Genomic DNA, 22,510 nt, shown 5'->3' with positions numbered 1-22,510 from the left:
TTGTGAGGTAAATATTCGGTTGCGTTAGCAGTATAGTGATCTAGTTTCGGAAACTGCACGCCGATTCCTATACCGATTGCTGGGCAGCATCCCAGTGTAATGTCTGGAGATCGTGAGACCGGTCCGGTGCCGATTCGATTCTCGGCCGCCTCGGACCGCCAACCCGAGACCTTGCGGCGAGCACAGATCGTAGACGCCGTGTCGAACGCGTCGTTCAACAACTGGTACCAGGAGCAGCAGTTCACCGAGAATATCTTGGAGGGACGACCGTACTTCAATGGCGCTTCTCCGCCCCCAAGCGCGAAGAAGCATTCCCCGAGCAAACTGCTGCAATGCCATCGAAAGGTCCGGTATTACGCGGAGAATGCTCCGCAAGAGGGGGACCCACCGCAGGGCTTGTTCTGGGTCGGCTCAAAGTTCGAAGAGGAAATCATCGTCCCATACCTCCTAGAGGCGGTGACCACTGAGGACACGTATGTCCGGAACTCAATGTGGATCGACACCGAAATCGAGACGGAGAGTAGCTCCGTCCGAGTGAAGGGCGTGACCGACCCAGTGATCGTAGATCCCGACGGGGACCCAATCCTGGTGACGGAGATCAAGACGACTTCTTCATTGGAGTATCTTGACGGGCCGAAGCCTCACCACGAGGCGCAACTCCACGCGTACATGCACGCCCTGGATGGCCAGCACGATCGGTCGATTCGGGACGGGATGCTGCTGTACGGGAGCCGGGATACGCTGGATCTCGCAGCATTCCACGTCCCGTTCGATGAGCGGTTCTGGACCGAGACGGTCGTCAAGTGGATGGAGCAACAAACGCAGTACAGGGCAGACGATGTGCTCCCGCCAGGTGACCCGACATTCGACTGGGAGTGCGATACGTGCCCATTCAGAAATCGGTGTGGCGAGACTGATGCTCCGTTCCATGATGAGGGATTCACCGGGTTGCTTCCTGGGCTCGATTCGTACCGGAAGCAACAGTTGGTGGAGTACTTCGACGCAGCCCCGGACGCCAAGTTGACACCGACGTTGGCGAAGGAATTCCCATCGTTAGCCGAAAAGCATGGAGTATTCGACTGGGAGTGCTCAACATGTGGGGCAACGTACGGGTGGGATACGATTGACGCTGGGGGGCGGTCTACGTTATGTGAACAGTGTGCTGAGGATGGCGAACTAGTTTCACTCACCGTCCCTGGACCAACTGAACCCGATCCAAAATTGGAATGAGGTGCATCATCAGTCAGCAGTGCGTCAGCTATTGATCAGGGCATGTGTCATGAATGGGGGTACTCTTATCCGGACCTGACAATATTCAAAGTCAGCTTGATGCCGCCAAGAATGCTTCCAAGGCATTTTCGGAATTAATGTAGTCTCGCCTCTGATCTAGTGCGTCGATTAAAACCATGTCGAACCTATCAAATACTACATCTTCCAGCGTGGTTTCTGATTCCAGAACAGGAACCCAATCTATGACCAATTCATAGTCAATCGATTCAATCTCAAATATCGCATCTCCTTCAGCTATATACGTATCATCAAATTCCGCTGTATCGGTGAAACTGGAGGAATTCTCTTCCTGAAAACTTGGTTCCAAATGCTCACTGTAAGTGCTTTCAACTTGTGAAATCCAGCGGGGGAATAGCATCTCACCAGTTGGTTCACCATCCAAAGTAACTACTTCGGGACTCTGGAACATACTTAATTGAAACTCCATCTCATGGTCTTCAGCTGCCTCCGTCACGGGAGAAACAACGGCTTCTTCAATATTAACATCAGGAGATGGAATATTGATTGTGGTGGTAATACTGTTGATTGTCGTCTCGAAATCTTCTTCTTCATCGTATAATCTCAGTTCGAATAAGTCAACCCTCATATCCGTATCTTGGAGGGATCTTGCCCTCTCTAAGGCACCGCTTTGAAAGCCAGTCTTCGTTATGAGGATAGCCCTATCTACATCAGACTGACATAGCAGCCCGACCATCTCATCCACATATCCTTGGTTTAAGTTTGACCCATGGTATTTGCATTCAACGAGAATTTTCTCTTCCTCTTCCGACCTCCGATCCCAGATCATCACATCAACTTCTTTCTCTCCACCTGTTTCAAGCGCATAATCACACTGATGCTCAACGTCAACCTCGTCAACCTCGACCGAGAGTCCAGCTACGAGTTTCTCATACGAGGTTGATTCCAGAGGCATCAAATCCTGTGGGTCGGGCATTGCTGAATCTTCTCTTCTTACCAAAAAGAAACTATCCCTCCCAACTGATTGAGGATACGATCGTAACGACGAACTGCTACCAAAGAGGATTTAGCTGTATCTCGAAATTACCCGTCCCCTCCAATCCAGATAGTCGTCAGCAACGGTGTAGTGTTCTTCCAGCAATAGATTCAGAACAATATCCAGAATAGTCGCGTGGATCGACTCGGTCTAGAGTTGATTGTGGAGGTGTCGGGCGAATTCGTCGTTTAGCTCGGAGGTCTTCTCCGCGAGCGAGCTCTCGAACTCGTCGAGGTGTTCGTCGAATTCGGCCTCCAGTTTCCAGATCTCCTTCTGAATCCTAGCGAGATCGGTGAGCTGGAGTTCGTCCGCAATGACTCGGCCTTTGGGGGTTAACGGGTGACGTTTGTATCCACCACCACCAGTGTAATCCGGATCTTCAGAAACAAGCCCGATTTCCTTCGCTTCATCTATCCGGTCTTGGACGGTTGCCGGCGAGACTCGCAACGTTTCACGTAGCGCGACAAATCGCTTCGCTCCGTCCTGCAGTTCCGAAAGCAGCACCACCGCGCCTTTCCGTGCGAGGAAATCTCCGATCCGCTCAATCTCGTCCTCGGTGAACTCCTCAGGTGATGGCGGCCCACCTGTATCTGCGGAGTCGCTGCTATCAACCACGGCGTTGCACCTGTTTGCGGTAGCCTCGGCAAGAAACGTTCGGTTCAATGTATATCTTGAGTTTAGTTCAAACTATTAGTGTGGGTTGACGCGTCGATTCGGAAAATACCTGAAGTAGCATTAACGGCGTTCTAACCCCTTCAAGGCCCCCGATCCATAAGGATAGGGTGGGTAGATTCGGAACCGCCACCCCGGCAAATTAGGTACAATGTGTACCATTCCGGACTGCCCTGCCCAACCATGACGCAAGCAAACGACAACGAACCGTCGCCGACGGACCGAACAGCACGACAGAACGCGCGAGCAGCCGTACTTCCAGCAGTCGAGGAAGTCGAGCCAGACCCGGAGAACGCATTGCAGAAGGTCAGTCTGCTCGGCGATACGCCGCGATGGGTCACCGACACTACCGCACTCGCGGACAACAATGATAGATCACGTGCGTTCGCGCGCCTGCGCACCGACGCGCACATTGCCTACCGAACGTCCATCGAGACACTCCTCGAAGCCGTCAATCGAAATCCCTGCACCGGGGGAGAGACCGTTGCGATCGACATCATCACGTTCGACAGGGCGCACTGGAATGAGACGGAACCGCGTCCAGAGGAGAAAGAGCAAGGGATCCGGAACCACTCTTGGGAGAAGCCTCACCTGGCCATCGCAGTTGCCGTTTCGACGCCGGTCCCGATCGTTCTCAGCATCGAACCCCTGGCTGGTGTCCAATGTATCGAAGGCGAGAACGGCCCTGATCCCGACGAAATCGCACGCCTACTCCTGAACGCCGCCAGCGAACACGTCGCGGTTGATACCGTTCTCGCAGATCGTGGATTCAGCACCGCAGGCGTCGTCGCCGAGCTGGATCGCCGAAACTACGAGTACATCATCAGTGCCCGACGAACCGAGGAGATCACAACGGCCATCGAACAGCAGCAGGGCAACGGAGGCGATGGACCTGCGGTTGCGGCGGATACGACGTTCAGCGCCGGAGCGGACAGTGAGACTACTGCCCACGTCGTCGCCTCACCGAGCGAAGCATTCGGTGAAGAGACGGATTTCATGCCGTTCATCACTAACAGGGACACTGCTCTGGAGGCTCCGGAGAAGATTGCAGAGCAGCAGAAACAGCGGTGGAACGCCGAGGTGCTCTGCAGGCTATTCCGACGGCGGTTTCTAGAAAAATCGGTCTACCAGACGGGGCTGCCCCTGCACCAGTGCAGGAGCATCACTGCGGAGATCAACGCCTACAATTTGGCGATATACCGGCTCGCCGCGGAGTCAGACGCTGAGGCCTCCGCGCTGACGTTCGCTCGATTCCAGGAAGTCCTCAAGACCGAACGCTACCGCCGAGCCATGGAAGCCGCCGGCGAGTGGGCTGCCCACGAGTAACCGCACCCCTTCGCGCATCGCCGGTCATGATTCCCGCTCGCTCGTCGTCACGGTCGCGTTCGACGCTCGCCCCGAGTCCGGTCCGGGGCACCGAGCGCAGCGACCAGCGAGCGAGCCAGCAGCCTCGGCGTTTCTCGGAGGTCGGCCGATGACCGACGACGCCCCGGACCCGATCGAGGCCAGGCTCGTCACCCAGGCCACCTCACTACTTGACGTTCACGACGACGTGTCCAGGGTGCTGAAGAATCTCGATCTCCCCGCGGAGGAGTTTCACGACCGGTACAACATCACGACGAGCAAAACCTTCGAGTTTGACCCAATGGTCCGCCTTTACCTCTACATGCGGATCACCGGCCTTGGCCAGGAAGATGTCACGGATCGCGTAGCGAACTGGCCGCACCTGCAGGTCAGATTCGGATTCGACCGCACGCCCAGACAACAATCACTTTCATACACGAAACGGACCCGGTTCTCGCTTGCCCTCCGCCAGTTACTCGACGACGTTGCCGAAGCGATCCGAGAAGCCGCCCAGGAACGCGATATTCACTCGAAACACCTCAAAGAGCCTGAGACTCCATCACCGGACGAGGTCCAGCAATCCACTATCCCGATCCACCACTACGTGGACGACCACGCCCCGGACATCATGTCCGCAACGTTGAACGAGATCTGTCCAGCACTCGATACCGGGCGACGGCATAACGTCGTTCACCCAGACCGCTCCGTCTGGGAGCACCAGCTCCTGATGAGCCTCAACGACCGAGCAGGAACACCCTCAGCTTTCCGTACCTTCAACAAGTTCCGCGGCAACGCCCTCCACCACGACACGCACGTCCGCGCAGTGAAGAAACTCGGCAAGCCGTCATCCTACCAGTACACCTTCGACGACTTCACCAGCGGCGACCAGCTCGTCCCCGAGTGGCGGCAAATCACCAACACGATCACCCCACAGTTCAACGACGCGGTAGAGAATCTCATCTCACTCATTGAGCCCACTGCGGAGTTCTCCAAGCCGTTTATCGCAGCGATCGACACGGTCCGAGTCCCCGTCAGCGTAACCCCCTACAAAGGCGAAGACGACGTGGAGCCCGACGACGAACCAGTTATTGTAGATAAGGAAACTGGCGCAACACGCGTCCCGAAGGACGATTACCCCGAAATGATCAACGGGCGCAAAGGCAAGAACTACGCCTACGAGTACGCCACCCTCACCATCGTCGGCCGTAACGCCCCGATCGTCCTCGCCGTCGAACCGGTCCGCCACGACTCCACCTGGGAGGGCGGCTCCGGGGAGTCAGTCTCCTGGGCGGAGACCGTCGATCGGCTCATGGACCAAGCCACCGACATCGTTGACATCGACCTCGTCATGGCCGATCGAGAGTTCGATCAGCACGGCGTCTACCACGTCCTTGACCAGTACCACGACGTGGACTATCTGATCCCGAAAAAGCAGAACTCGTCAGGGCTACGCGAAGACACGAACGTCGTCCGGTACGACCCGACCCTGAAGAGTCGCGTCCGACCCGCCTCACTCTATCTCCGCAAAGGAACGCCGTACATCGATCTGGAACGAGATGACACCGTCGATGCCGACAACTACAGTCACGACGTGAACTTCATGTTCGTCCCGGCGGAGAAGGACGACTGGATCGTGAAGAAGGCCAGCGATGTCAACTACACCGCGTTCGCCACGAACCGCGAGGATATCTCCGCAGAGGAAGCCCTCCGATTGACCGACCGGTACTCGAAAAGATGGGACATCGAGAATGAATACAAGACTATCAAGCCGCTGACACCTTCGATTGCGTCGAAGGATTACCGAATGCGGTATTTCTCCTTCGTCTTCAACTGCCTCCTCTATAACCTCTGGCGTCTCACCGATCACGCACTGAAGACGCTTACCAGCGAAGCGTACGACGACTACGGGCGACTACCGCTCGACGATCGCCTCCCGCCACTCTTGACGATGCCAGATTTCCTCTCCTCATCGTTCATCCTGATGTTCCGTAGGCGAGGGCTCGACCCGCCCGACTGACGGCCAGTTTCCTCCGGCGCTCGTCTTCATTCTCGATAGCTGAGCATTTACCCCTCAACTGTTTATTTCCCGAGTTCGTATCAGGATTAGATAGTTTTCTCGCGTAGGGTCACGATCGAGCTGCTGCTGAGCGCTCAGGACCAGTCAGACACCCGATCACCCCTGCAACCATTTGTAAAATTTCTACCCTCCGAACCTCTGCCTGTTCGAGCGGTCGAGCACCCGCCTGGACGAACCGATCGTTCTGCCTCGATCGTGAATTCACATCGAAATCGCTAGCTGTGAGCGCTTCGCTGCCAGAGACGACGGTTTCAGCGTAGCAGACCGAGCGCAGCAGCGTTTCGCAACGCCTCGCACTCACTCGTGGGGCCGGACGTTCTCGCTCTCGCTCGTGTAGTGTCGGCTGCGACGAACGCCAGCGGGCATACGCTCAGCGTCGAGGATGGGCGAGGGCGTAGAGCGTGCCGTTTGCCGTTTGTACGAACACCCGTTCGTCACCGGCTCCGAGGAGGAACGCTTCACTCGAAATCGTCGTCTGCTCGAAGGACGACAGTCCATCGACCCACGCTATCTGTCCGGAGTCCGTCCCCACGACGAACGAATCTGCGGTCGCTGTCGTCCGTGCCACGGGTGCCGAAAACCGTCGTTCGTAGCGCTCGGTACCGTTCTGGAGTGAGAGTTCGTACAGCGTCCCGAACGTCCCCGAGGGCGGTCTCGTCGTCGACTCGGCAACGATCAGCGACGACTCCGTTCGGTGCAACCCCTGGACTCTGGCATCCATTCCGAACGACGACCGCCAGCGAAGCTGGCCGGTTTCCCGGTCGAGTCCTGCGACGATCCCGTCGCCGCCGACGTATACGCGATCATCGGTTGGACGAGGGCCGACCGTCGTCCCCGGCCAGTCGTCCGGCCGCCAGGCCCACTGGAGGGTTCCGTCAGCGGGGGAGAGCGCGACTGTGCCTTCTCGATCACCGAAATAGACCGCCGCGTCATCGGCTGCGAGCTGGTCGTCCGGTGCGACGATCACAGTGAAGCTGCTCCCAGCGACCGACGACCGCTCCCAGCGGACCGTGCCGTCACTCGTCTCGAGTGCTGCGAGTGAGCCGTTCGCCGCGTAGAGGGTCGTATCTTCGACGGCGAGGGCCGAGGCGAGGTTGTTCACTCCTTGGGTCCACAGCTGCTCGCCACTCGCTGCACGAAACGCGTAGATCTTCCCCTGGGTGCCACCAGGACCGCCCCTCTCACCGACGTAAATCCGCCCGTCCGAAGCGGCAAGGCCAGTCATCCGTCCGAGGTCGACGTCCCACTGGTGGGTCCCCTCGGCCGTATCGAACACTGTGAGCCGGCAGTTTTCGGGCTGTCCGTTCCGGGACCCACCGACCGCGACCAACCCGTTCGTCACGCGCGGCGGAGAGAGCGACGTTGGGTCTGGTACCGAGGCTGTCCATCGTGTTCCTTCCGACGACTGGGAGAGCAGTGGTCCGGAGCAGCCGGGGAGCGCACCGAACAATAGTGTACCACTCGTTGCGAGAAATGAACGGCGGGAGGGCATGATAGAAAAACCCCGGCTGGCCTATAGAGATTTTTGGATGCAGTTCCCGGAGCCACTGCATTCGGCACGATCGCGCTGGGCCGAACTGCCACACGTCGGTCCGCCGGCTCCGTGCTCTGGGCAAATGCGGGGGGATCGGTATCGCCGGCGGGCCGCCGGGAAACCGATCGCCCGCCCTCTCAGTATTTGGGCACATTCACGCTTGCCACGCGCGGGACCGATCCCCACCACGATAGGCCACCCAGTACCAGGCCAGGAACCCGAGGACGATCGCGAGGAGGCCCGCAGCGAACGCGGTCCCGCCCGGCCCGGTCGCGAACTCGACGATCGTCTCCCAGTAGGTCGGGTCGGACCGGGCCGGTTGCTCGCCCATGATCCCCACGTCGGAGCCAGTATTCTGCCCCGCCGTCGCGTGGGTGTGGATCAGTGCGCTCGCGAGGCCGACGATCCCCACTGCCCCGAGCGCGCGGTGCAGGGCGTCGCTGAGCGACGGTTTCGCCTCCTCGGCGCCGGCGTAGAGCACGAGCGCGCTGTTGCCCGGGGCGTAGACGTCCATCTCGCGCCCGCGCTCGGAGTACCACACCTCGACGACCTCGAGGATGCCGGCGTCCTCGAGCCGGTCGAGGTGGTAGCTGACGTTCTGGAGCGAGGAGTCGAGCTCCTCGGCGAGCTCGGAGGCGGGCCGGGGCTGCTCGTAGACGAGGTCGAGGATCCGGCGTGCCGTCGCCGAGGAGATCGCCGAGAGGACCTCTTCGGCCTCCGGATCGTCGACGCCGACGAGTCGCGGCTCCACCTCGCGGTCGTCCCGGGTCGTGGTCGGCTTGAGCGGGAGTAACGAGGCCATACCGGTGGCTCAGTGCTGGACTGGGTTAGTGTCGTGGAACGCTCAAAGGCGCGTTTGAGTCTTCGCGTGGCGTCGATTGCTCGCGACGAGCTGCTTCTCGCACCCGATCGGGACGTCGGTGCGCCGTTCCGGTGTGCCGTCCCCGAGCGCCGCGACGGCGAGCTACTCCGAGCCCGCCCCGAACCGTTCGACGGCGATCCGCTCGAACGGCTCGGAGTACTGCATCAACAGCGTCCCGAGGATGCTCATCGCGAGCACGTAGCCGACGGTAAAGGAGTAGATGTCGGCCGCGACCGTCTCCGAGAGCGTCCCGCCGGCGCCCTCGAGCGCCACCGCGGCGATGATCAGCGAGAACTCCCCGCGGGTGACCATCCCGAGCCCGACGCGCGTCGAGCGTCGCGGCCCGAGATCGTAGGCTCGGCCGCCGAGATAGCCCGAGAGCAGCTTCGTCGGCGTGGTGACGAGCACGGCGATCGCGACCAGTCCCGCGACGCCAGCGACCAGCACCGGATCCGTCTCCAGTCCGATCCAGACGAAGAAGATGGCGGCGAACACGTCCCGCACTGGCTCGAGGAGCCGTTCCAGGCGCTCGACGTGGGTGGTCGAGGCGAACGCCATCCCGACGAAGAAGGCCGCGACCGCCTCGCTGACCCCGATCGCGAGTGCGATCCCCGCGACGAGGACGGTCACGCCGACGACCCTGAGCACCAGGTACTCGTTGGAGCTGCCGGCCAGGAGGCGCTCGAACGCCGGGCCGCCGAACTGGACGACCGCGAGCAGGAGGACGATGAACCCCAGCGCGAGGCCGACGGACTGTGCGAGCCCGGCCGCCCCGCCGCCCCCAGCGACGAGCGCCACGGCGATCGCGAGGTAGACGGCGATCGCGAGGTCTTCGAACACGAGCGTGCCGAGCATCGGCCCGGCCTCGTCGTTCGCGATCCATCCGCGGTCGATCAGCGACTTCGTGATGATCGCCGAGGAGGAGATGTAGACGATCCCCGCCAGCAGGAAGGCCGCCAGCGGCGTGCCAAAGAGCAGGTAGCCAAGCACCAGCCCGGCACCGAAGTTCACGACGAGGTCGATCGTCCCCGCGGTGACGATCCGGCTCCGGCTCTCGATCAGCCGGTCGAGGTTGAACTCGAGACCGAGGAAGAAGAGCAGGAAGACGATCCCCAGCTCCGCCCCGACCTCGACGAACTCCCCGGTCTCGATCGCCGGGAGGTCGTAGCCCGCGACGACCAGCTCCCCCGCGACAGCAGGCGAGACGACCATCCCGAGGACGATGTACAGCGGGATCACCGACGTGCCGATCCGGGCGGCCAGCAGGCTGGCGATGGCGATCGCGGCGAACAGCGCGCCGATCGTCAGCAGTTCAGCCACCGCTCGATCCCCCGTCTGCCGGCGTGGTACCGTCGATCCTCGCCGCCGTGCCGCCGCTCGGCTCCTCGCCGACCTCCTCAACGAAGGTCGTCTCGCCGCGGGAGCGCTCCCCGCTCGCAGTTCCGCCGCGCGGTTCCCCGGCCCCCGACATCTACTGCTCCCCTTTCAGCAGCGCCTCGAAGGCGTCGCAGCTCTCCCGATCGCCAACCACGACCAGGGTATCCTCGGCCTCGATCTCGATCTGGGAGGTCGGTGCGGAGATGACGTCCTCCCCGCGCTGGATCGCGACGACCGTCACGCCAGTGTTTCGACCGACGTCGGCGCTCTCCAGTGTCTCGCCGACCAGCGGCGAGTTCGCCTCGACGGCGTACCACTCCAGCAGGGTCCCCTCCGTGAGCATCGTCTCGACGTGCTCGGACTGCACCGGCTGGAAGTACGCGCCCTCGAGGATCGTCCCGACCATCCGCGCCATCCGATCGGAGAGCTCGACGAGTTTCTCGGAGTCGGCGTCGTCGTCGGGTTTGCGGTACAGCTCCCGCTGGCCAGTGTTGTGCGTCACGATCACGAGGCTCGATCCGTCGCCCAGGTCAACCTCGTGTTTCTTCCCCACGCCGGGAAGGTCGCTCTCGATGACGTCCATGGCGGTCGTTTCGCGCCCGAGACCATAACGGTGGGCCTCTGGACGCTATCGTTCTGCGTCGGTGTTGGCCACGCTCGTGTGATCGATTCGACTACTAATTAGAGTGGAGCGTGGGAGTTGACTGGACCGCAACGCCTACGGAAGCCCCCTCCCGCTCGACGGATCTAACTCGCTGCGCACTTCGCTCACTATCGCTCGCTGCAGTGCTTACTTCGTTACATCCGCCGACCGGTCGGCCCCTTCCGGAGCCCCGCCCAGAATGCGTCCCAAGGAGCGAAGCGCGGCGGAAAATCGGGCATGCTCAACACTGGAGATCGACCGCTGGCTCCGCCCCACTGGCCGATTCACCGGAGCGAAGACCTACCTCAATCCACCGGGTGGGACTGGAAGGGGCCGACCGCTCGCGTTCGCTCACGCAGCAAGCACTGAACGAGTGACCAACGGGAGCGAGTAAAGCGCGCAGCAAGTGAGCGGGCGCGAGCGGGAGGGGGCTTCCAGCGGTTTTGCCGTCCAGCTCACTCCGCGGTCAGCAATTGCAATACTCTGTAGTCAAGTATCACAGCACTGTATCCGGTTCTGCTCACTCCCCGAGCGGAATCGAGCCGATGGCGTTGTCGTGCAGCGCGTCGGTGAACTCCAGTTCCGAGACGGTCCAGCGCACGGGTTCGATCTCGCGCTCAGCCAGCCGCTCGGCGTCCGCGAGGTCCCCATCACGAGCGAGCGTCACGTGCGGCGTGAACTCCTCGCCCTCCAGCCCGGGCAGCGCTCCGAACGAATCCACCAGCGTCGCGTGGACCTGCTCCAGCCCCGGACTCTCGACGGTCAGGTAGACGACGGGCGCCGTGCCGCTGGTCGGTTCGGCGAAGTAGTCGATCCCGGTCACTGCGACCTCGAACGCCGGCGCGTCGGCGAGCGCGGTGCGTGCCCGGTCGGCGAGCGTCTTGTAGGGCTCGTCGTCGCCGAGGCGCTTGACGCAGATCGAGTGGTCCTCGCGAACGTCGGCGAAGCCGGCGAGCTGGGGGTACAGGTCGCCAGCGATCCCGCGGACGCGGCCGGGGACGGCGGCGTTGAGGCTGTACACGCCAGTGGCTCGTCGAGCCGGGCGAATAGTGGTGTCGATCAGTACGGGCGAGCCCCTCGACCGTTTCTGGACTCGTGTCCCTCGTCCAACGTGCCCGGCCGCACGTCGTCCGGTCCGACGCCGCCTCGACGGCCAGTTTCAGATCTCGTCGAGGAGGTAGAGGAGGATCAGGACCACGAGGATCAGGGTGATGATCCCGGAGCCGACGCCGACGAGCGCGTGCACGAACGTGCCGACGATCTCGAGGACGAGCATCAAGATCAACAGTACGAGCACGATCTTGAGCAGCGTCTCGACGTCGATCTTCCCTCGGTTGCCGAACATACTCGGCTCTGTTCCGCCGTCCGCCAAATGTCTTGTGCCGCGGCGTTGGATCCGCTAGCCCGTCCCTACCGCCCGAGGACGGCCGAGCGCCCGGCGCCTGCCCATCGTCCGACGGCGTGCGTGGCGACCGTGCCATAGCGGTTTTGCGTCTCGGCGCCCCAGATTCCCTCGATGCATACCGAACGCGAGGGGATCGGCGGTGGCGTCTCCCGCCCCTGGCAGGTCCTCCTCGTCGCCGTTCTCCTCGTCGGTTCCCTCGCTGCGCCAGCGCTCGCTACCGATGCGGCGGGGCCGGCCGGGCCTGGCGCGGGTACCACGACCCTCTCGGGCGACGCCGCCGGAGCCGAGTCCGTGGATTCGACGGGCGCTGCGACCGGAACCGCGACGGCCGCCGACGGCCAGACCGCGGACGCTGCCGAGCTGGCACAGGAGATCGACACCGACCGTACGCGGATCCGGATCGACCTCCGGGCGAGCGGCGACGGCCAGTGGACCGTCGAGCTCTGGACCCGGCTGGCGGACGACGCCGACGAGGCGGCGTTCGCGGACCTCGAGGCCGACGTCGAGAGCGACCCCGGCAACTACACGGCGGACTTCCGGGACAGGATGGCCGGCTCGCTGGCGTCGGCCAGCGACGCGACCGGCCGCGAGATGGCGATAGAGAACCTCACCGTCGCGACCAGGACCGAGGGCGTGCCCAGCAGCTACGGCGTCCTCGCCTACGAGTTCACGTGGACGAACTTCGCCGCCGTCGACGGCGACCGTCTCCGGGCGGGCGCCGCCATCGACGCCTTCCTCCTCGAGGAGAACACGCGGCTCACGATCGGCTGGCCCGCGGAGTACCGGGCGACGACCGTCTCCCCCGCGCCCGACGATCGCACCGAGACGGCGGCCGTCTGGCGAGGCGGCGAGACCGACTTCCTCGCCGGCGAGCCCCGCGTCGTCGTGACGAGCGCGCCTCCGGCGGACGACTCGCTCCTGCCGATCGCCGGCCTGGTCGTCGCGGTGCTGGTCGCACTGTTCGTGCTGGCCTGGCTGGTCCACAGCGGTCGCCTCCGCGTTCCGGCGTCGTTCGGTGGCGAGTCCGATCAGCAGCCTGCCTCGGCGGGCGATCAGTCACAGACTGCGAACTCGGAGGGCGGCGACGCGACGTCGCCACCCGCGACCGCCGCTGGGACTGCCGACAGCGGGGACGAGGAGCACGCGGCCGATGCCTCGCCCTCGCCCGACGCCTCGGCGGCAGACGACACCTCGACAGCTGCCGACGCCTCGGCCGGCGAACCGGAGGCCGGCGACGAGACCGACGGCTCGGCCGCGGCCGCCGCCCCCGACGAGGAGCTCCCGGCGGAGCTGCTCTCGAACGAGGAGCAGGTGCTGCGCCTGCTCGAGGCCGAGGGCGGTCGGTTGAAACAACAGCAGGTCGTCGCCGAACTGGAGTGGACCGACGCGAAGACGAGCCAGGTGGTCACCTCGATGCGCGAGGAAGGACAGATCGAGGTGTTCCGCATCGGGCGAGAGAACGTGCTCGCGCTCCCGGGGGAGATGGACGTATGACCGGCATCTCGATCGCGGCGAGTCACCGGCGGACCGCCAGACTGCGGCGGGGAAAAACGCGCGTAAATTCGGCTAAACCGTCGTTGATCCGGCGCGAGCGTCTGCCCGCTATATGGGGACGGCGCTCGGAGGTAGCATCACGATGAGACGACCCGCCGCGGTCTGCCTCCTGGCGCTGGGGCTCCTCCTCGCCCCGCTGGCAGCGGCGGCCGCACCCGGCTTCGCCGGCCCGTCGGGGATCGTCGGCTCCGACGCCGCCGGCTCGCAGGGTGCACCGGCACAGTCCGCCAACGGATCGATCTCGGCTGGCGAGCAGGTCGCCGGCGCGATCGGTGCGGAGGGCGCGTCGCTCGACGCCGAGGTCTCCGAGCGCTCCTTCGGGGTGAAGCTCGCCGCTGCCGAGACGAACGGCTCCACCGCCGCGGTGGTCGCCGAGCGCCTCGCACTGATCGAGCAGCGCCTCGACGCCCTCGCGGCGACGAACGAGAGCCTCACGGCCCGGGCCGATAACGGCTCGATCACCTACGGCACCTACGCAGCCCGGATGGCCGCCGTGGAAGCCGAGCGCTCCAGCCTCGCCAGGCAGCTCAACGCGAGCCAGACCGTGGCCGAGGGGCTCCCCGCCGACGTCCTCGCCGACAACGGGGTCGACGCGGCGGCGATCGACGAGCTGCGGACCCGCGCCAGCGAGCTCGGCGGCCAGCAGCTCCGCGAGCTGGCCCAGTCGATCGCGGGCCCCGGCGTCGGCAACGGGTTCGGCCCGCCCGGGAACTCCCCGGGGACGATCCCCGGCATGGGCGATGGACCGCCCGACGCGCCGGGCTCCGGCGGGAACGGTTCGGACCCCGGTGACGGTGCGGGCGGTGAGCCTGCCGGTGGCTCGCAGGACGGCAACGGTACCGACGGGACGGAAGACGACGAGCAAGACGGCGGACAGGAGGACGGCGAGACGACCGAAGGCAGCACGGGCGCCGGCCAGGGGGACGGGACCGACAGTGCGGAGTCGACCACCTCGGCCACGAACGACTGACGCTGCTCCCCTCGCGACCGGGGCCGTCAGGTAGGGAGTCTGCGTACGCCGAACGCCCGCGAACGGGCGGTTCGGGCCGTCTGCGTCTCGAAAGCGTTTAGTAGCACGCTTGGACTACGTTCCTACACGATGACGCGGACCATCGCTCCCGGCGCGACGCGACAGTCGCCAGCGGTGAGCGCTGGCGCCGCCGCCCTTCTCCGACGACAGCGACGACGGGCCCCCTAGGCCCACCTACATCCCACCTCCCACGACGCAGTTCTGTTCGGAACGTCACTCCTCCTTCGGTCGATTAGCCGCCTCTCCATCCATTTCTTGCATGATTAATATGGACAAATTTATCCCCGCCAAGTCGTTTTCCTGAACCACACACATGTCACGCGTTGCACTCGCCTTCTCGGGGGGCCTCGACACCACCGTCTGCGTCCCGCTGCTCGAGGAGGAGTACGGCTACGACGAAGTGATCGGCGTCACCGTCGACGTCGGCCAGCCCGAATCGGAGTTCGAAGAGGCCGAAGAGACCGCGGAGGCGCTGGGGCTCGACCTCCACGTCGTCGACGCCAAGGAGGAGTTCGCCGACCTCTGTCTGGACGCCGTCGCCGCGAACGCGACCTACCAGGGCTACCCGCTGGGCACCGCGCTCGCGCGCCCAGTCATCGCCGAGGCGATCCTCGAGGTCGCCGAGGCCGAGAACTGCGAGGGCATCGCCCACGGCTGCACCGGCAAGGGCAACGACCAGCTCCGTTTCGAGGCGGTCTGGCGCGGCTCCGACCTCGAAGTCATCGCGCCCGTCCGCGAGCTCGGGCTCACGCGCGAGTGGGAGATCGAGTTCGCCGACGAGCGCGACCTGCCGGTCGAGGCCGGCGACGGCGGCGTCTGGTCGATCGACCAGAACCTCTGGTCCCGCGCGATCGAGGGCGGCGACCTCGAACACCCAGACTACGTCCCGCCGGAGGACATCTACCAGTGGACCCAGGAACCGGGCGACGAGGCAGCCGGCCCCGAGCTCATCGAGATCGAGTTCGAGCAGGGCGTCCCCGTCGCCGTCGACGGCGAGGCGATGGAGCCCGTCGCGCTGATCGAGCATCTCAACCAGTACGCTGGCGAGTACGGCGTCGGCCGCACGGACGTCATGGAGGACCGCATGCTCGGCCTCAAGGTACGCGAGAACTACGAGCATCCCGCTGCGACCGTCCTCCTCACCGCTCACCAGGCGCTCGAGGACCTCGTCCTGACGAAGGAGGAGCGTTCCTTCAAGAAGGGGATCGAGCAGGAGTGGGCGGAGAAGGCCTACGAGGGGCTCGTCTTCGCGCCGCTGGTCGACGCCCTCGACGCGTTCGTCCAAGAGACCCAGGACGTCGTCACCGGCACCGCGACGGTCAAGGTCCAGGGCGGGTCCTGCCGCGCAGTCGCCCGCGACAGCGAGTACGCGGTCTACTCCGAGGAGATGGCCTCCTTCAACACCGAGGACGTCGCCGGCATCGCCCAGGAGGACGCCACCGGCGTCGCGAAGTACCACGGCCTCCAGGAGCGCCTCGCCAACTCCGTGAAAGCAGGCGTCGAGGACCGTTCCCCTGCCATCACCGACGGCGGTGAGGCGAGCGAAGCGAGCCGATCCTCGTCAGCGCAGAGCGCTGACGGCGGTGCGGAGAGCGACGGTTCGGAGAACGAGGAGTAATCCGATGAGCGAGGACGACGCCACACCGGACCGCGGTACCCCGAACGGCACCGAGACAGCGGCCGAGGACAGCGCGAGCGCCGAGGACGCAGCCGGCGAGCCCGCAGACGACGAGGGCGTCGTCCGCCGCGACCGGTTCGCCGGCGGCCCCGCCCGCGAGTTCATGTCCTCGCTCGACGCAGACCGCCGCATCTTCGCGGCCGACCTCGCGGTCGATCGCGCCCACGTGCTGATGCTCGCCGAGCAGGAGATCGTCGAGGAAGACACCGCCGGCGAGATCCTCGCCGCGCTCGACGAGATCGAGGACGCGGTCGACGAGCAGGGCTACGGTGCCGTCCTCTCCGAGGGCGAGGACGTCCACGAGGCCATCGAGACGGCCGTTATCGAGCGCGTCGGCCCCGAGGGCGGCCGGATGCACACCGCCCGCTCCAGGAACGACGAGGTGGCGACCTGCATCCGCTACCGGCTGCGCGAGGACGTGCTCGACGTGCTCGAGGCGGTCGCGGAGACGCGCGAGGCGCTGCTGGAAGCCGCCGAGGCCCACTCCGAGACGCTGCTGCCCGGCTACACGCACCTCCAGCCCGCCCAGCCGGTGACCGTCGGGTTCTGGCTGGCGAGCTACGAGCGCGCGCTGGCCCGCGACGCGAGCCGTCTGCTCGACGCGTTCACGCGGATCAATCAGTCGCCCCTGGGCGCAGCGGCGTTCGCCGGAACGACGTTCGACGTCGACCGCCAGCAGACCGCCGCGTTGCTGGGCTTCGACGGCATCGTCGAAAACGCGATGGACGCCGTCTCGACGCGGGACTTCCTGCTCGAGACCGCCGGGGCGCTGTCGGCGCTCTCGACCACTCTGTCGGGGATGGCCGAGGACCTCGTGGTGTACGCGAATCGCGGCTTCGTCGACCTCGACGACGACTACGCGTCGACGAGTTCGATCATGCCCCAGAAGAAGAACCCCGACTCCCTGGAGCTGGTGCGTGCAGTGGCCGGCGACGCCGCCGGCGCCCACCAGGCGCTCGCGACGACGCTCAAGGGGCTGCCGCGCTCGTACAACCGCGACCTCCAGCGCGCGGGCCCGCACGTCTGGGACGTGATCGACGACGTCGAGAGCGCCGTCGACGTCGCCGGCGGGGCGGTGGCCACCGCGGAGTGGGACGAGGACGCCTGCGCGGCGGCCGCCGGCGAGGGGTTCTCGACGGCGACCGGCGTCGCGGACCTGCTTGCGCAGTCGGGCGTCCCCTTCCGCACGGCCCACGAGGTCGTGGCAGTGGCGGCGCCGGACGTCGCAGCGCTGGAAGACGACGGAGCGGCCGCGGGCTCGACGGGAGCGGCAGGCGCCCGCGGCGCGGCCGATCCCGACGCAGCGATCGAGGTCCTCGACGACGCCGCCCACGCGGTGCTGGGCGAGTCGATCACCGACGCCGTCGACGAGGCGGCCCTGCGTGCGGCGCTCGATCCCGCAGAGAGCGTTGCCAGCCGGGACTCCCCCGGCGGTCCCGCACCCGAGGCCGTCGAGGACGCCGTCGCGAGCGCGAAGGCCGACCTCGAGGACGACCTCGTGGCGATCGTCGCGACGCGCAAGAGTCTGGACGGGGCGGCCGAGCGCCTCGACTCGGAGGTGGCCGAGTATGTCTGATCGGCTGCGGCCGGTTCCCCGGTCGAACCGACGGCACCGGTCGTCCCGATTACGGCGACCGATCCGACGTCCCCGTCTCGGGGACGAATGACACATCCAGCTGACACTGGAACCGACTGATCGCGGCCGTTCGCTCTTCTTCGTGCGATTAGCCGGCAGTACGATTCGTGTTCACGTTCTGGTAAGTTCGATGGGTTTAAGGTATCGCGTCGACGACGTGGGTACACGATGACCGAATGCGTCGAGTGCGGGGCCGAGGTGTCCCTGCACGAGAACCTCGAAGTGGGAGAGATCGTCGACTGCACCACCTGCGGCGCCGAACTCGAAGTCGTCGGCGTCGACCCGGCCGAGCTCGAGACGGCTCCCGAGCTCGAAGAAGACTGGGGTGAGTGAGGTGCAGGTCGGGATCCTCTACTCCCGGATCCGCAAGGACGAGAAGCTCCTGCTGAGTGAGCTGCGTGAGCGCGGCCACGACGTCGTGAAGATCGACGTCCGCAAGGAGGTCTTCGACGTCCACGGGGCAAGCGAGGCGCTCCAGGAGCTGGACGTCGTGCTCGACCGCTGCCTCTCGACGAGCCGCTCGCTCTACACCACGCAGTTCTGCCAGGCCTACGACGTCCCCGTCGTCAACAGCGCCCGCACCGCCGACGTTTGCGCTGACAAGGTCAAGAACTCGCTCGCGCTCCAGGGAGCGGGGGTCCCGACGCCCCGGACGAAGGTCGCGTTCACGAAGGATTCCGCGCTCGAAGCGATCGAGTCCTTCGGCTACCCCTGCGTGCTCAAGCCCGTGATCGGCTCCTGGGGCCGCCTGATGGCCAAGATCGACTCCCGCTCCGCGGCGGAGGCGATCTTGGAACACAAGGACACGCTGGGCCACTACGAGCACAAGATCTTCTACGTCCAGGAGTTCGTCGACAAGCCCGGCCGCGACATCCGCGTCTTGACCGCCGACGGCGAGCCCATCGGCGCGATGGTGCGCTCCTCGGAGCACTGGCTGACCAACGCCGCCCAGGGCGCCGACGTCGAGGAGTTCGAGCTCGACGACCGCGCCCGCGAACTGGTCGAGAAGGCCAGCGACGCCGTCGGCGGCGGGCTGCTCGGCGTCGACCTCATGGAGACCGTCGACGAGGACGGCGAGCCCGAGGACTACACCGTCCACGAGGTCAACCACACCGTCGAGTTCAAGGCGCTGAACGACGCGACCGACGTCGACGTGCCCGCCCGCGTGATCGACTGGCTCGAGGCGACCGTCGCCGACGACTCGGTCGAGGCGACTGCCTGAAGAGGACGTTTCTATGACTGACGACACCACACCTACCGACACGCTCACCGCGTCCGTCGTCGGCGGCACCGGCTTCACCGGCGGCGAACTCCTGCGCCTGCTCGATGGGCACCCGAACTTCGAGATCGCCGAGGCCACCAGCCGCTCGAAGGCCGGCAAGTCCGTCGGCTACAAACACCCGAACCTGCGCCACCTCGACCTGCGCTTCACCGATCCGGAGGAACTGGCGTCGGTCGACGTCCTGTTCGCCGCGACGCCCCACGGCGTCTCGATGGAGCGCATCGACGCGTTCCAGGAGGCCGCCGACACCGTCGTCGACCTCTCGGCGGACTTTCGCCTGCCGACCGCCGAGGCCTACGACGAGTGGTACGACGGCCACGTCGCGCCGGAGTACCTCGACAACGCCGTCTACGCGCTGCCCGAACTCACGCGCGAGGAACTCCCGGGTGCCGACCTGATCGCCAGCGGCGGCTGCAACGCGACCGCGTCGATCCTCGGCCTGAAACCCCTCGTCGACGACGGCATTCTGTCGGGAGACGAGCAGATCGTGATCGACGTCAAGGTCGGCTCCTCGGAAGGCGGCGCCGGCGGCGGCGAGGCCTCCTCCCACCCCGAGCGCTCGGGCGTCGTCCGCCCCTACGCGCCGACGGGCCACCGCCACGAGGCCGAGATCGAGGCGTACCTCGGGCTCGACGTCTCCTTCACCGTCCACGCGGTGGACATGATCCGCGGGGCGTCCGCGACCTGTCACGTCTTCCCCGGATCGCCGGTCTCCTCCGGCGACCTCTGGGGTGCCTACCGTGGCGCCTACGAGGAGGAGCCGTTCGTCCGCATGGCCTCCGGCGGTGGCGGGGTGTATCGCTACCCCGAGCCGAAGGCAGTCGCTGGATCGAACTTCGCCGAGGTCGGCTTCGAGGTCGACGCGTCGAACAAGCGCCTCGTCGTGTTCTCGGCCATCGACAACATGATGAAGGGCTCGGCGGGCCAGGCGGTCCACGCCGCGAACGTCGCGCTGGGCCTTGAGGAGACCGCCGGGCTGGGGGCCACGGGCCTCCATCCCGTCGGCGCGCCCTAACCCACGTTTTCATACCGCTGTACACGGAGGTTTCACACAATGACTGTCGTACTCAAGATCGGCGGCGCGCGGGCGGTCGACCCCGCGGGCGCGCTCGCCGACGTCGCATCGCTCGTTGCCGAGGGAGAGGACGAGGAGCATGGCTCCTCGGAAAACTCGAGCGGGCACGGCCCGCGAGAGGACGTCGTCGTCGTTCACGGCGGCTCCACCGCCGTCGACGAGACGCTCGAGGAACTGGGCGAGGAGCCCACCTACGTCGAGACGCCCGGCGGCGTCGTCGGCCGGTTCACCGACGAGCGCACCATGGAGGTCTTCGAGATGGTGCTCCCCGGGAAGCTCAACACCGACCTGGTCGCCGGCCTCCAGAACGAGGGCGTCGACGCGGTCGGCCTCTCCGGCGTCGACGGCAAACTGCTCGCCGGACCGCGCAAGTCCGCCGTCCGCGTCCAGGAGGACGGCAAGCAGAAGATCAAGCGCGGGGACCACTCCGGAACGATCAAGCAGGTTAACGCGGACCTGCTGGAGACGCTGCTCGACGGCGGGTACACCCCCGTCGCGACGGTGCCGATGGCCGGGAAGGATGAGGACGAATGGCTGCCAGTCAACGCCGACGCCGACCGTGCCGCAGCCGCGATCGCCGGCGCGCTTGACGCGACGCTCGTGGTTCTCACGGACGTCCCTGGCGTGCTCGCCGATCCCGACGACGAGTCGACGCTGATCGAGTCGGCGGAGACGCCCGCGGAGTTCGAGCAGATCGAAGACGCCGCGGAGGGGTTCATGACGAAGAAGGTCATGGCCGCCACCGAGGCGATCGAGGGCGGCGCCGAGCGCGTGATCGTCGCCGACGCGAACGTCGACGAGCCGGTCGTCTCGGCCGTCGACGGCGGCGGAACGCACATTCAGGCGAGCGCGCTGCAGGATGAGGACGAAGAGAACGATGCAGACGAAACGGCGGAGGTGTCCTGACCATGGGGAACGCAGGGTTCGTCTTCTCGGAGAAACCGATTCGCATCGAGCGCGGCGAGGGACCGTACCTCTACGACGACAGCGGGAACGAGTTCCTCGATTTCGGCGCGAGCTACGCCTGCACGCCGACGGGCCACTGCCATCCGCAGGTCGTCGACGCCGTCGTCGAGCAGGCCAGAAAGCTGCTCTACGTCCAGGGGTCGTATCCCGTCGACGCCCGCGACGCACTCTACGACCGCCTCGCGGCGATCGCGCCGGGTGATCTCGAGAACGTCTGGCTGTGTAACTCCGGCACCGAGGCCAACGAGGCCGCGCTGAAGTTCGCCCGCGCGGCGACCGGCGACGCGAAAATCGTCGCGACCCGCCGCGGGTTCCACGGCCGCACGATGGGCGCGCTGGCAACGACGTGGAAGGGGAAGTACAAGGCTCCCTACGAGCCGCTGATCGACGGCGTCGAGTTCGTGGATTACGGCGACGCAGACCAACTCGTCGACGCCGTCGATGCGGACACCGCCGCCGTCATCCTCGAGCCCGTCCAGGGCGAGGGCGGCGTCCACCCCGCGCCCGCGGAGTACCTGCAGGCCGTGCGCGACGTTACGGAGGACGAGGGCGCGGCGATGATCGTCGACGAGATCCAGTCCGGGCTGGGCCGCACCGGGTCGCTGTGGGCTTGCGAGCACGCGGGCGTGGAGCCCGACGCGCTCACGGCCGCGAAGGGGATCGCCAGCGGGCTGCCGATGGGCGCGACGCTCGTCGCCGACTGGCTCGCCGAGGAGCACGGCGATCACGGCTCGACGTTCTCGGGCGGCCCGACGGTCAGCGCCGCTGCGGAGGCCACCCTGGACGTCATCGTCGAGGAGGACCTGCCTGGCAACGCCGCGGACGTCGGTGGCTACCTGCGCGACGAGATCGAGGCCGGCATCGAGTCCGGCGAGATCGACGCCCGCGGCGTGCGCGGTCAGGGGATGATCCTCGGCATCGAGGTCAAGCGCGGTGCGAACCGCCTGCTGAAGGAGCTCGCACTGAACCACGGGATCCTGGCACTGCCGGCGGGCCGCACCGTCCTGCGCCTGCTGCCACCGCTGACGATCGACGAGTCCCACGCCGACGAGGTCGTGGCGGCGATCGCCGACGTGACGGGAGGGAACTGA

The 22,510-nt window shown here is 65.4% G+C and carries 21 protein-coding genes; 12 read left to right on the top strand and 9 right to left on the bottom strand.

The genetic code is table 11. From position 1 onward, the window contains the following. Positions 1 to 198: 198 nt before the first annotated feature. The gene (locus ACZ5KP_RS08310) at positions 199 to 1,230 is read left to right on the top strand and encodes a CRISPR-associated protein Cas4 (protein WP_460922538.1); all 1,032 of its coding nucleotides are present in this window, start codon (positions 199 to 201) and stop codon (positions 1,228 to 1,230) included. 91 nt (positions 1,231 to 1,321) lie between these two features. Here ACZ5KP_RS08310 and ACZ5KP_RS08305 read toward each other — a convergent pair whose 3' ends face one another. Together ACZ5KP_RS08305 and ACZ5KP_RS08300 are read right to left on the bottom strand one after the other, a co-directional pair. Then, a complete protein-coding gene (locus ACZ5KP_RS08305; RefSeq protein ID WP_460922541.1) occupies positions 1,322 to 2,224 on the bottom strand; it encodes a restriction endonuclease in 903 nt (300 codons plus the stop codon). Positions 2,225 to 2,434: 210 nt separating this feature from the next. Next, positions 2,435 to 2,899 carry a hypothetical protein gene (locus tag ACZ5KP_RS08300; RefSeq protein ID WP_460922544.1) on the bottom strand — a complete coding sequence of 155 codons (465 nt, stop codon included), beginning with the start codon at positions 2,897 to 2,899 and terminating at the stop codon, positions 2,435 to 2,437. 240 nt (positions 2,900 to 3,139) lie between these two features. On the opposite strand from ACZ5KP_RS08300, the gene ACZ5KP_RS08295 reads away from it, so the two are divergent. Further along, positions 3,140 to 4,282: a hypothetical protein gene (locus tag ACZ5KP_RS08295; RefSeq protein ID WP_460922547.1), complete on the top strand. Its 1,143-nt coding sequence runs from the start codon at positions 3,140 to 3,142 to the stop codon at positions 4,280 to 4,282. Positions 4,283 to 4,430: 148 nt separating this feature from the next. Beyond that, positions 4,431 to 6,317, top strand: coding sequence for a transposase (locus tag ACZ5KP_RS08290; protein WP_460922550.1), 1,887 nt, complete (start codon positions 4,431 to 4,433; stop codon positions 6,315 to 6,317). Between the two features lie 430 nt (positions 6,318 to 6,747). Here the strand turns inward: ACZ5KP_RS08290 and ACZ5KP_RS08285 are convergent, their stop codons facing one another. From ACZ5KP_RS08285 to ACZ5KP_RS08255, 7 genes are all read right to left on the bottom strand, one after another. Next, positions 6,748 to 7,653, bottom strand: coding sequence for an outer membrane protein assembly factor BamB family protein (locus ACZ5KP_RS08285; protein WP_460922553.1), 906 nt, complete (start codon positions 7,651 to 7,653; stop codon positions 6,748 to 6,750). A gap of 412 nt (positions 7,654 to 8,065) precedes the next feature. Then, complete coding sequence (locus ACZ5KP_RS08280; RefSeq protein ID WP_460922556.1) at positions 8,066 to 8,713, bottom strand: ArsR/SmtB family transcription factor; 648 nt, start codon at positions 8,711 to 8,713, stop codon at positions 8,066 to 8,068. A 162-nt stretch (positions 8,714 to 8,875) separates the two neighbouring features. Then, positions 8,876 to 10,093: a cation:proton antiporter gene (locus ACZ5KP_RS08275; RefSeq protein WP_460922559.1), complete on the bottom strand. Its 1,218-nt coding sequence runs from the start codon at positions 10,091 to 10,093 to the stop codon at positions 8,876 to 8,878. Further along, the gene (locus ACZ5KP_RS08270; protein WP_460922562.1) at positions 10,086 to 10,244 is read right to left on the bottom strand and encodes a hypothetical protein; all 159 of its coding nucleotides are present in this window, start codon (positions 10,242 to 10,244) and stop codon (positions 10,086 to 10,088) included. The genes ACZ5KP_RS08275 and ACZ5KP_RS08270 overlap by 8 nt, the downstream gene beginning before the upstream one ends. Further along, complete coding sequence (locus ACZ5KP_RS08265) at positions 10,245 to 10,733, bottom strand: cation:proton antiporter regulatory subunit (RefSeq protein WP_460922565.1); 489 nt, start codon at positions 10,731 to 10,733, stop codon at positions 10,245 to 10,247. It abuts the gene before it with no gap. Between the two features lie 580 nt (positions 10,734 to 11,313). Further along, the gene (locus ACZ5KP_RS08260) at positions 11,314 to 11,814 is read right to left on the bottom strand and encodes a 2'-5' RNA ligase family protein (RefSeq protein ID WP_460922568.1); all 501 of its coding nucleotides are present in this window, start codon (positions 11,812 to 11,814) and stop codon (positions 11,314 to 11,316) included. A gap of 138 nt (positions 11,815 to 11,952) precedes the next feature. Next, positions 11,953 to 12,138 carry a DUF7554 family protein gene (locus ACZ5KP_RS08255; RefSeq protein ID WP_460922571.1) on the bottom strand — a complete coding sequence of 62 codons (186 nt, stop codon included), beginning with the start codon at positions 12,136 to 12,138 and terminating at the stop codon, positions 11,953 to 11,955. A 171-nt stretch (positions 12,139 to 12,309) separates the two neighbouring features. Between ACZ5KP_RS08255 and ACZ5KP_RS08250 the strand changes: the two genes are divergently transcribed. The 9 genes from ACZ5KP_RS08250 (at position 12,310) to ACZ5KP_RS08210 (ending at position 22,510) form a co-directional block, all read left to right on the top strand. After that, entirely contained in the window at positions 12,310 to 13,692 is a 1,383-nt protein-coding gene (locus ACZ5KP_RS08250) for a helix-turn-helix transcriptional regulator (protein WP_460922574.1), read from the top strand. A gap of 142 nt (positions 13,693 to 13,834) precedes the next feature. Next, positions 13,835 to 14,722 (top strand): hypothetical protein, encoded by an 888-nt coding sequence (locus ACZ5KP_RS08245; protein WP_460922577.1) that lies wholly within the window; start codon positions 13,835 to 13,837, stop codon positions 14,720 to 14,722. Positions 14,723 to 15,095: 373 nt separating this feature from the next. Further along, positions 15,096 to 16,400 carry an argininosuccinate synthase gene (locus ACZ5KP_RS08240; RefSeq protein WP_460922580.1) on the top strand — a complete coding sequence of 435 codons (1,305 nt, stop codon included), beginning with the start codon at positions 15,096 to 15,098 and terminating at the stop codon, positions 16,398 to 16,400. Positions 16,401 to 16,404: 4 nt separating this feature from the next. Continuing rightward, positions 16,405 to 18,036: an argininosuccinate lyase gene (gene argH, locus ACZ5KP_RS08235; RefSeq protein WP_460922583.1), complete on the top strand. Its 1,632-nt coding sequence runs from the start codon at positions 16,405 to 16,407 to the stop codon at positions 18,034 to 18,036. A gap of 228 nt (positions 18,037 to 18,264) precedes the next feature. After that, the gene (lysW, locus tag ACZ5KP_RS08230) at positions 18,265 to 18,429 is read left to right on the top strand and encodes a lysine biosynthesis protein LysW (RefSeq protein WP_248517699.1); all 165 of its coding nucleotides are present in this window, start codon (positions 18,265 to 18,267) and stop codon (positions 18,427 to 18,429) included. Position 18,430: 1 nt separating this feature from the next. Continuing rightward, positions 18,431 to 19,318: a lysine biosynthesis protein LysX gene (gene lysX / locus ACZ5KP_RS08225; protein WP_460923432.1), complete on the top strand. Its 888-nt coding sequence runs from the start codon at positions 18,431 to 18,433 to the stop codon at positions 19,316 to 19,318. A gap of 13 nt (positions 19,319 to 19,331) precedes the next feature. Beyond that, positions 19,332 to 20,393 carry an N-acetyl-gamma-glutamyl-phosphate reductase gene (argC, locus tag ACZ5KP_RS08220; protein WP_460922586.1) on the top strand — a complete coding sequence of 354 codons (1,062 nt, stop codon included), beginning with the start codon at positions 19,332 to 19,334 and terminating at the stop codon, positions 20,391 to 20,393. 39 nt (positions 20,394 to 20,432) lie between these two features. Next, positions 20,433 to 21,359 (top strand): acetylglutamate/acetylaminoadipate kinase, encoded by a 927-nt coding sequence (locus tag ACZ5KP_RS08215; RefSeq protein WP_460922589.1) that lies wholly within the window; start codon positions 20,433 to 20,435, stop codon positions 21,357 to 21,359. 2 nt (positions 21,360 to 21,361) lie between these two features. After that, a complete protein-coding gene (locus tag ACZ5KP_RS08210; RefSeq protein WP_460922592.1) occupies positions 21,362 to 22,510 on the top strand; it encodes an aspartate aminotransferase family protein in 1,149 nt (382 codons plus the stop codon).

It is taken from the genome of Salinarchaeum chitinilyticum (assembly GCF_055390775.1).
Note: the sequence above shows the minus strand (reverse complement) of the source record. Positions and strands in the feature narration are given on the sequence as shown.

What these genes read in the sequence shown, in the direction of transcription:
- ACZ5KP_RS08250 (WP_460922574.1), top strand. Translation starts at nt 12,310, where the DNA reads ATGCATACCGAACGCGAGGGGATCGGCGGTGGCGTCTCCCGCCCCTGG.
- ACZ5KP_RS08290 (WP_460922550.1), top strand. Translation starts at nt 4,431, where the DNA reads ATGACCGACGACGCCCCGGACCCGATCGAGGCCAGGCTCGTCACCCAG.
- ACZ5KP_RS08265 (WP_460922565.1), bottom strand. Translation starts at nt 10,733, where the DNA reads ATGGACGTCATCGAGAGCGACCTTCCCGGCGTGGGGAAGAAACACGAG.
- ACZ5KP_RS08255 (WP_460922571.1), bottom strand. Translation starts at nt 12,138, where the DNA reads ATGTTCGGCAACCGAGGGAAGATCGACGTCGAGACGCTGCTCAAGATC.
- ACZ5KP_RS08215 (WP_460922589.1), top strand. Translation starts at nt 20,433, where the DNA reads ATGACTGTCGTACTCAAGATCGGCGGCGCGCGGGCGGTCGACCCCGCG.
- ACZ5KP_RS08210 (WP_460922592.1), top strand. Translation starts at nt 21,362, where the DNA reads ATGGGGAACGCAGGGTTCGTCTTCTCGGAGAAACCGATTCGCATCGAG.
- ACZ5KP_RS08240 (WP_460922580.1), top strand. Translation starts at nt 15,096, where the DNA reads ATGTCACGCGTTGCACTCGCCTTCTCGGGGGGCCTCGACACCACCGTC.
- argH (WP_460922583.1), top strand. Translation starts at nt 16,405, where the DNA reads ATGAGCGAGGACGACGCCACACCGGACCGCGGTACCCCGAACGGCACC.
- ACZ5KP_RS08280 (WP_460922556.1), bottom strand. Translation starts at nt 8,713, where the DNA reads ATGGCCTCGTTACTCCCGCTCAAGCCGACCACGACCCGGGACGACCGC.
- lysW (WP_248517699.1), top strand. Translation starts at nt 18,265, where the DNA reads ATGACCGAATGCGTCGAGTGCGGGGCCGAGGTGTCCCTGCACGAGAAC.
- ACZ5KP_RS08245 (WP_460922577.1), top strand. Translation starts at nt 13,835, where the DNA reads ATGAGACGACCCGCCGCGGTCTGCCTCCTGGCGCTGGGGCTCCTCCTC.
- ACZ5KP_RS08305 (WP_460922541.1), bottom strand. Translation starts at nt 2,224, where the DNA reads ATGCCCGACCCACAGGATTTGATGCCTCTGGAATCAACCTCGTATGAG.
- ACZ5KP_RS08270 (WP_460922562.1), bottom strand. Translation starts at nt 10,244, where the DNA reads ATGTCGGGGGCCGGGGAACCGCGCGGCGGAACTGCGAGCGGGGAGCGC.
- ACZ5KP_RS08295 (WP_460922547.1), top strand. Translation starts at nt 3,140, where the DNA reads ATGACGCAAGCAAACGACAACGAACCGTCGCCGACGGACCGAACAGCA.
- argC (WP_460922586.1), top strand. Translation starts at nt 19,332, where the DNA reads ATGACTGACGACACCACACCTACCGACACGCTCACCGCGTCCGTCGTC.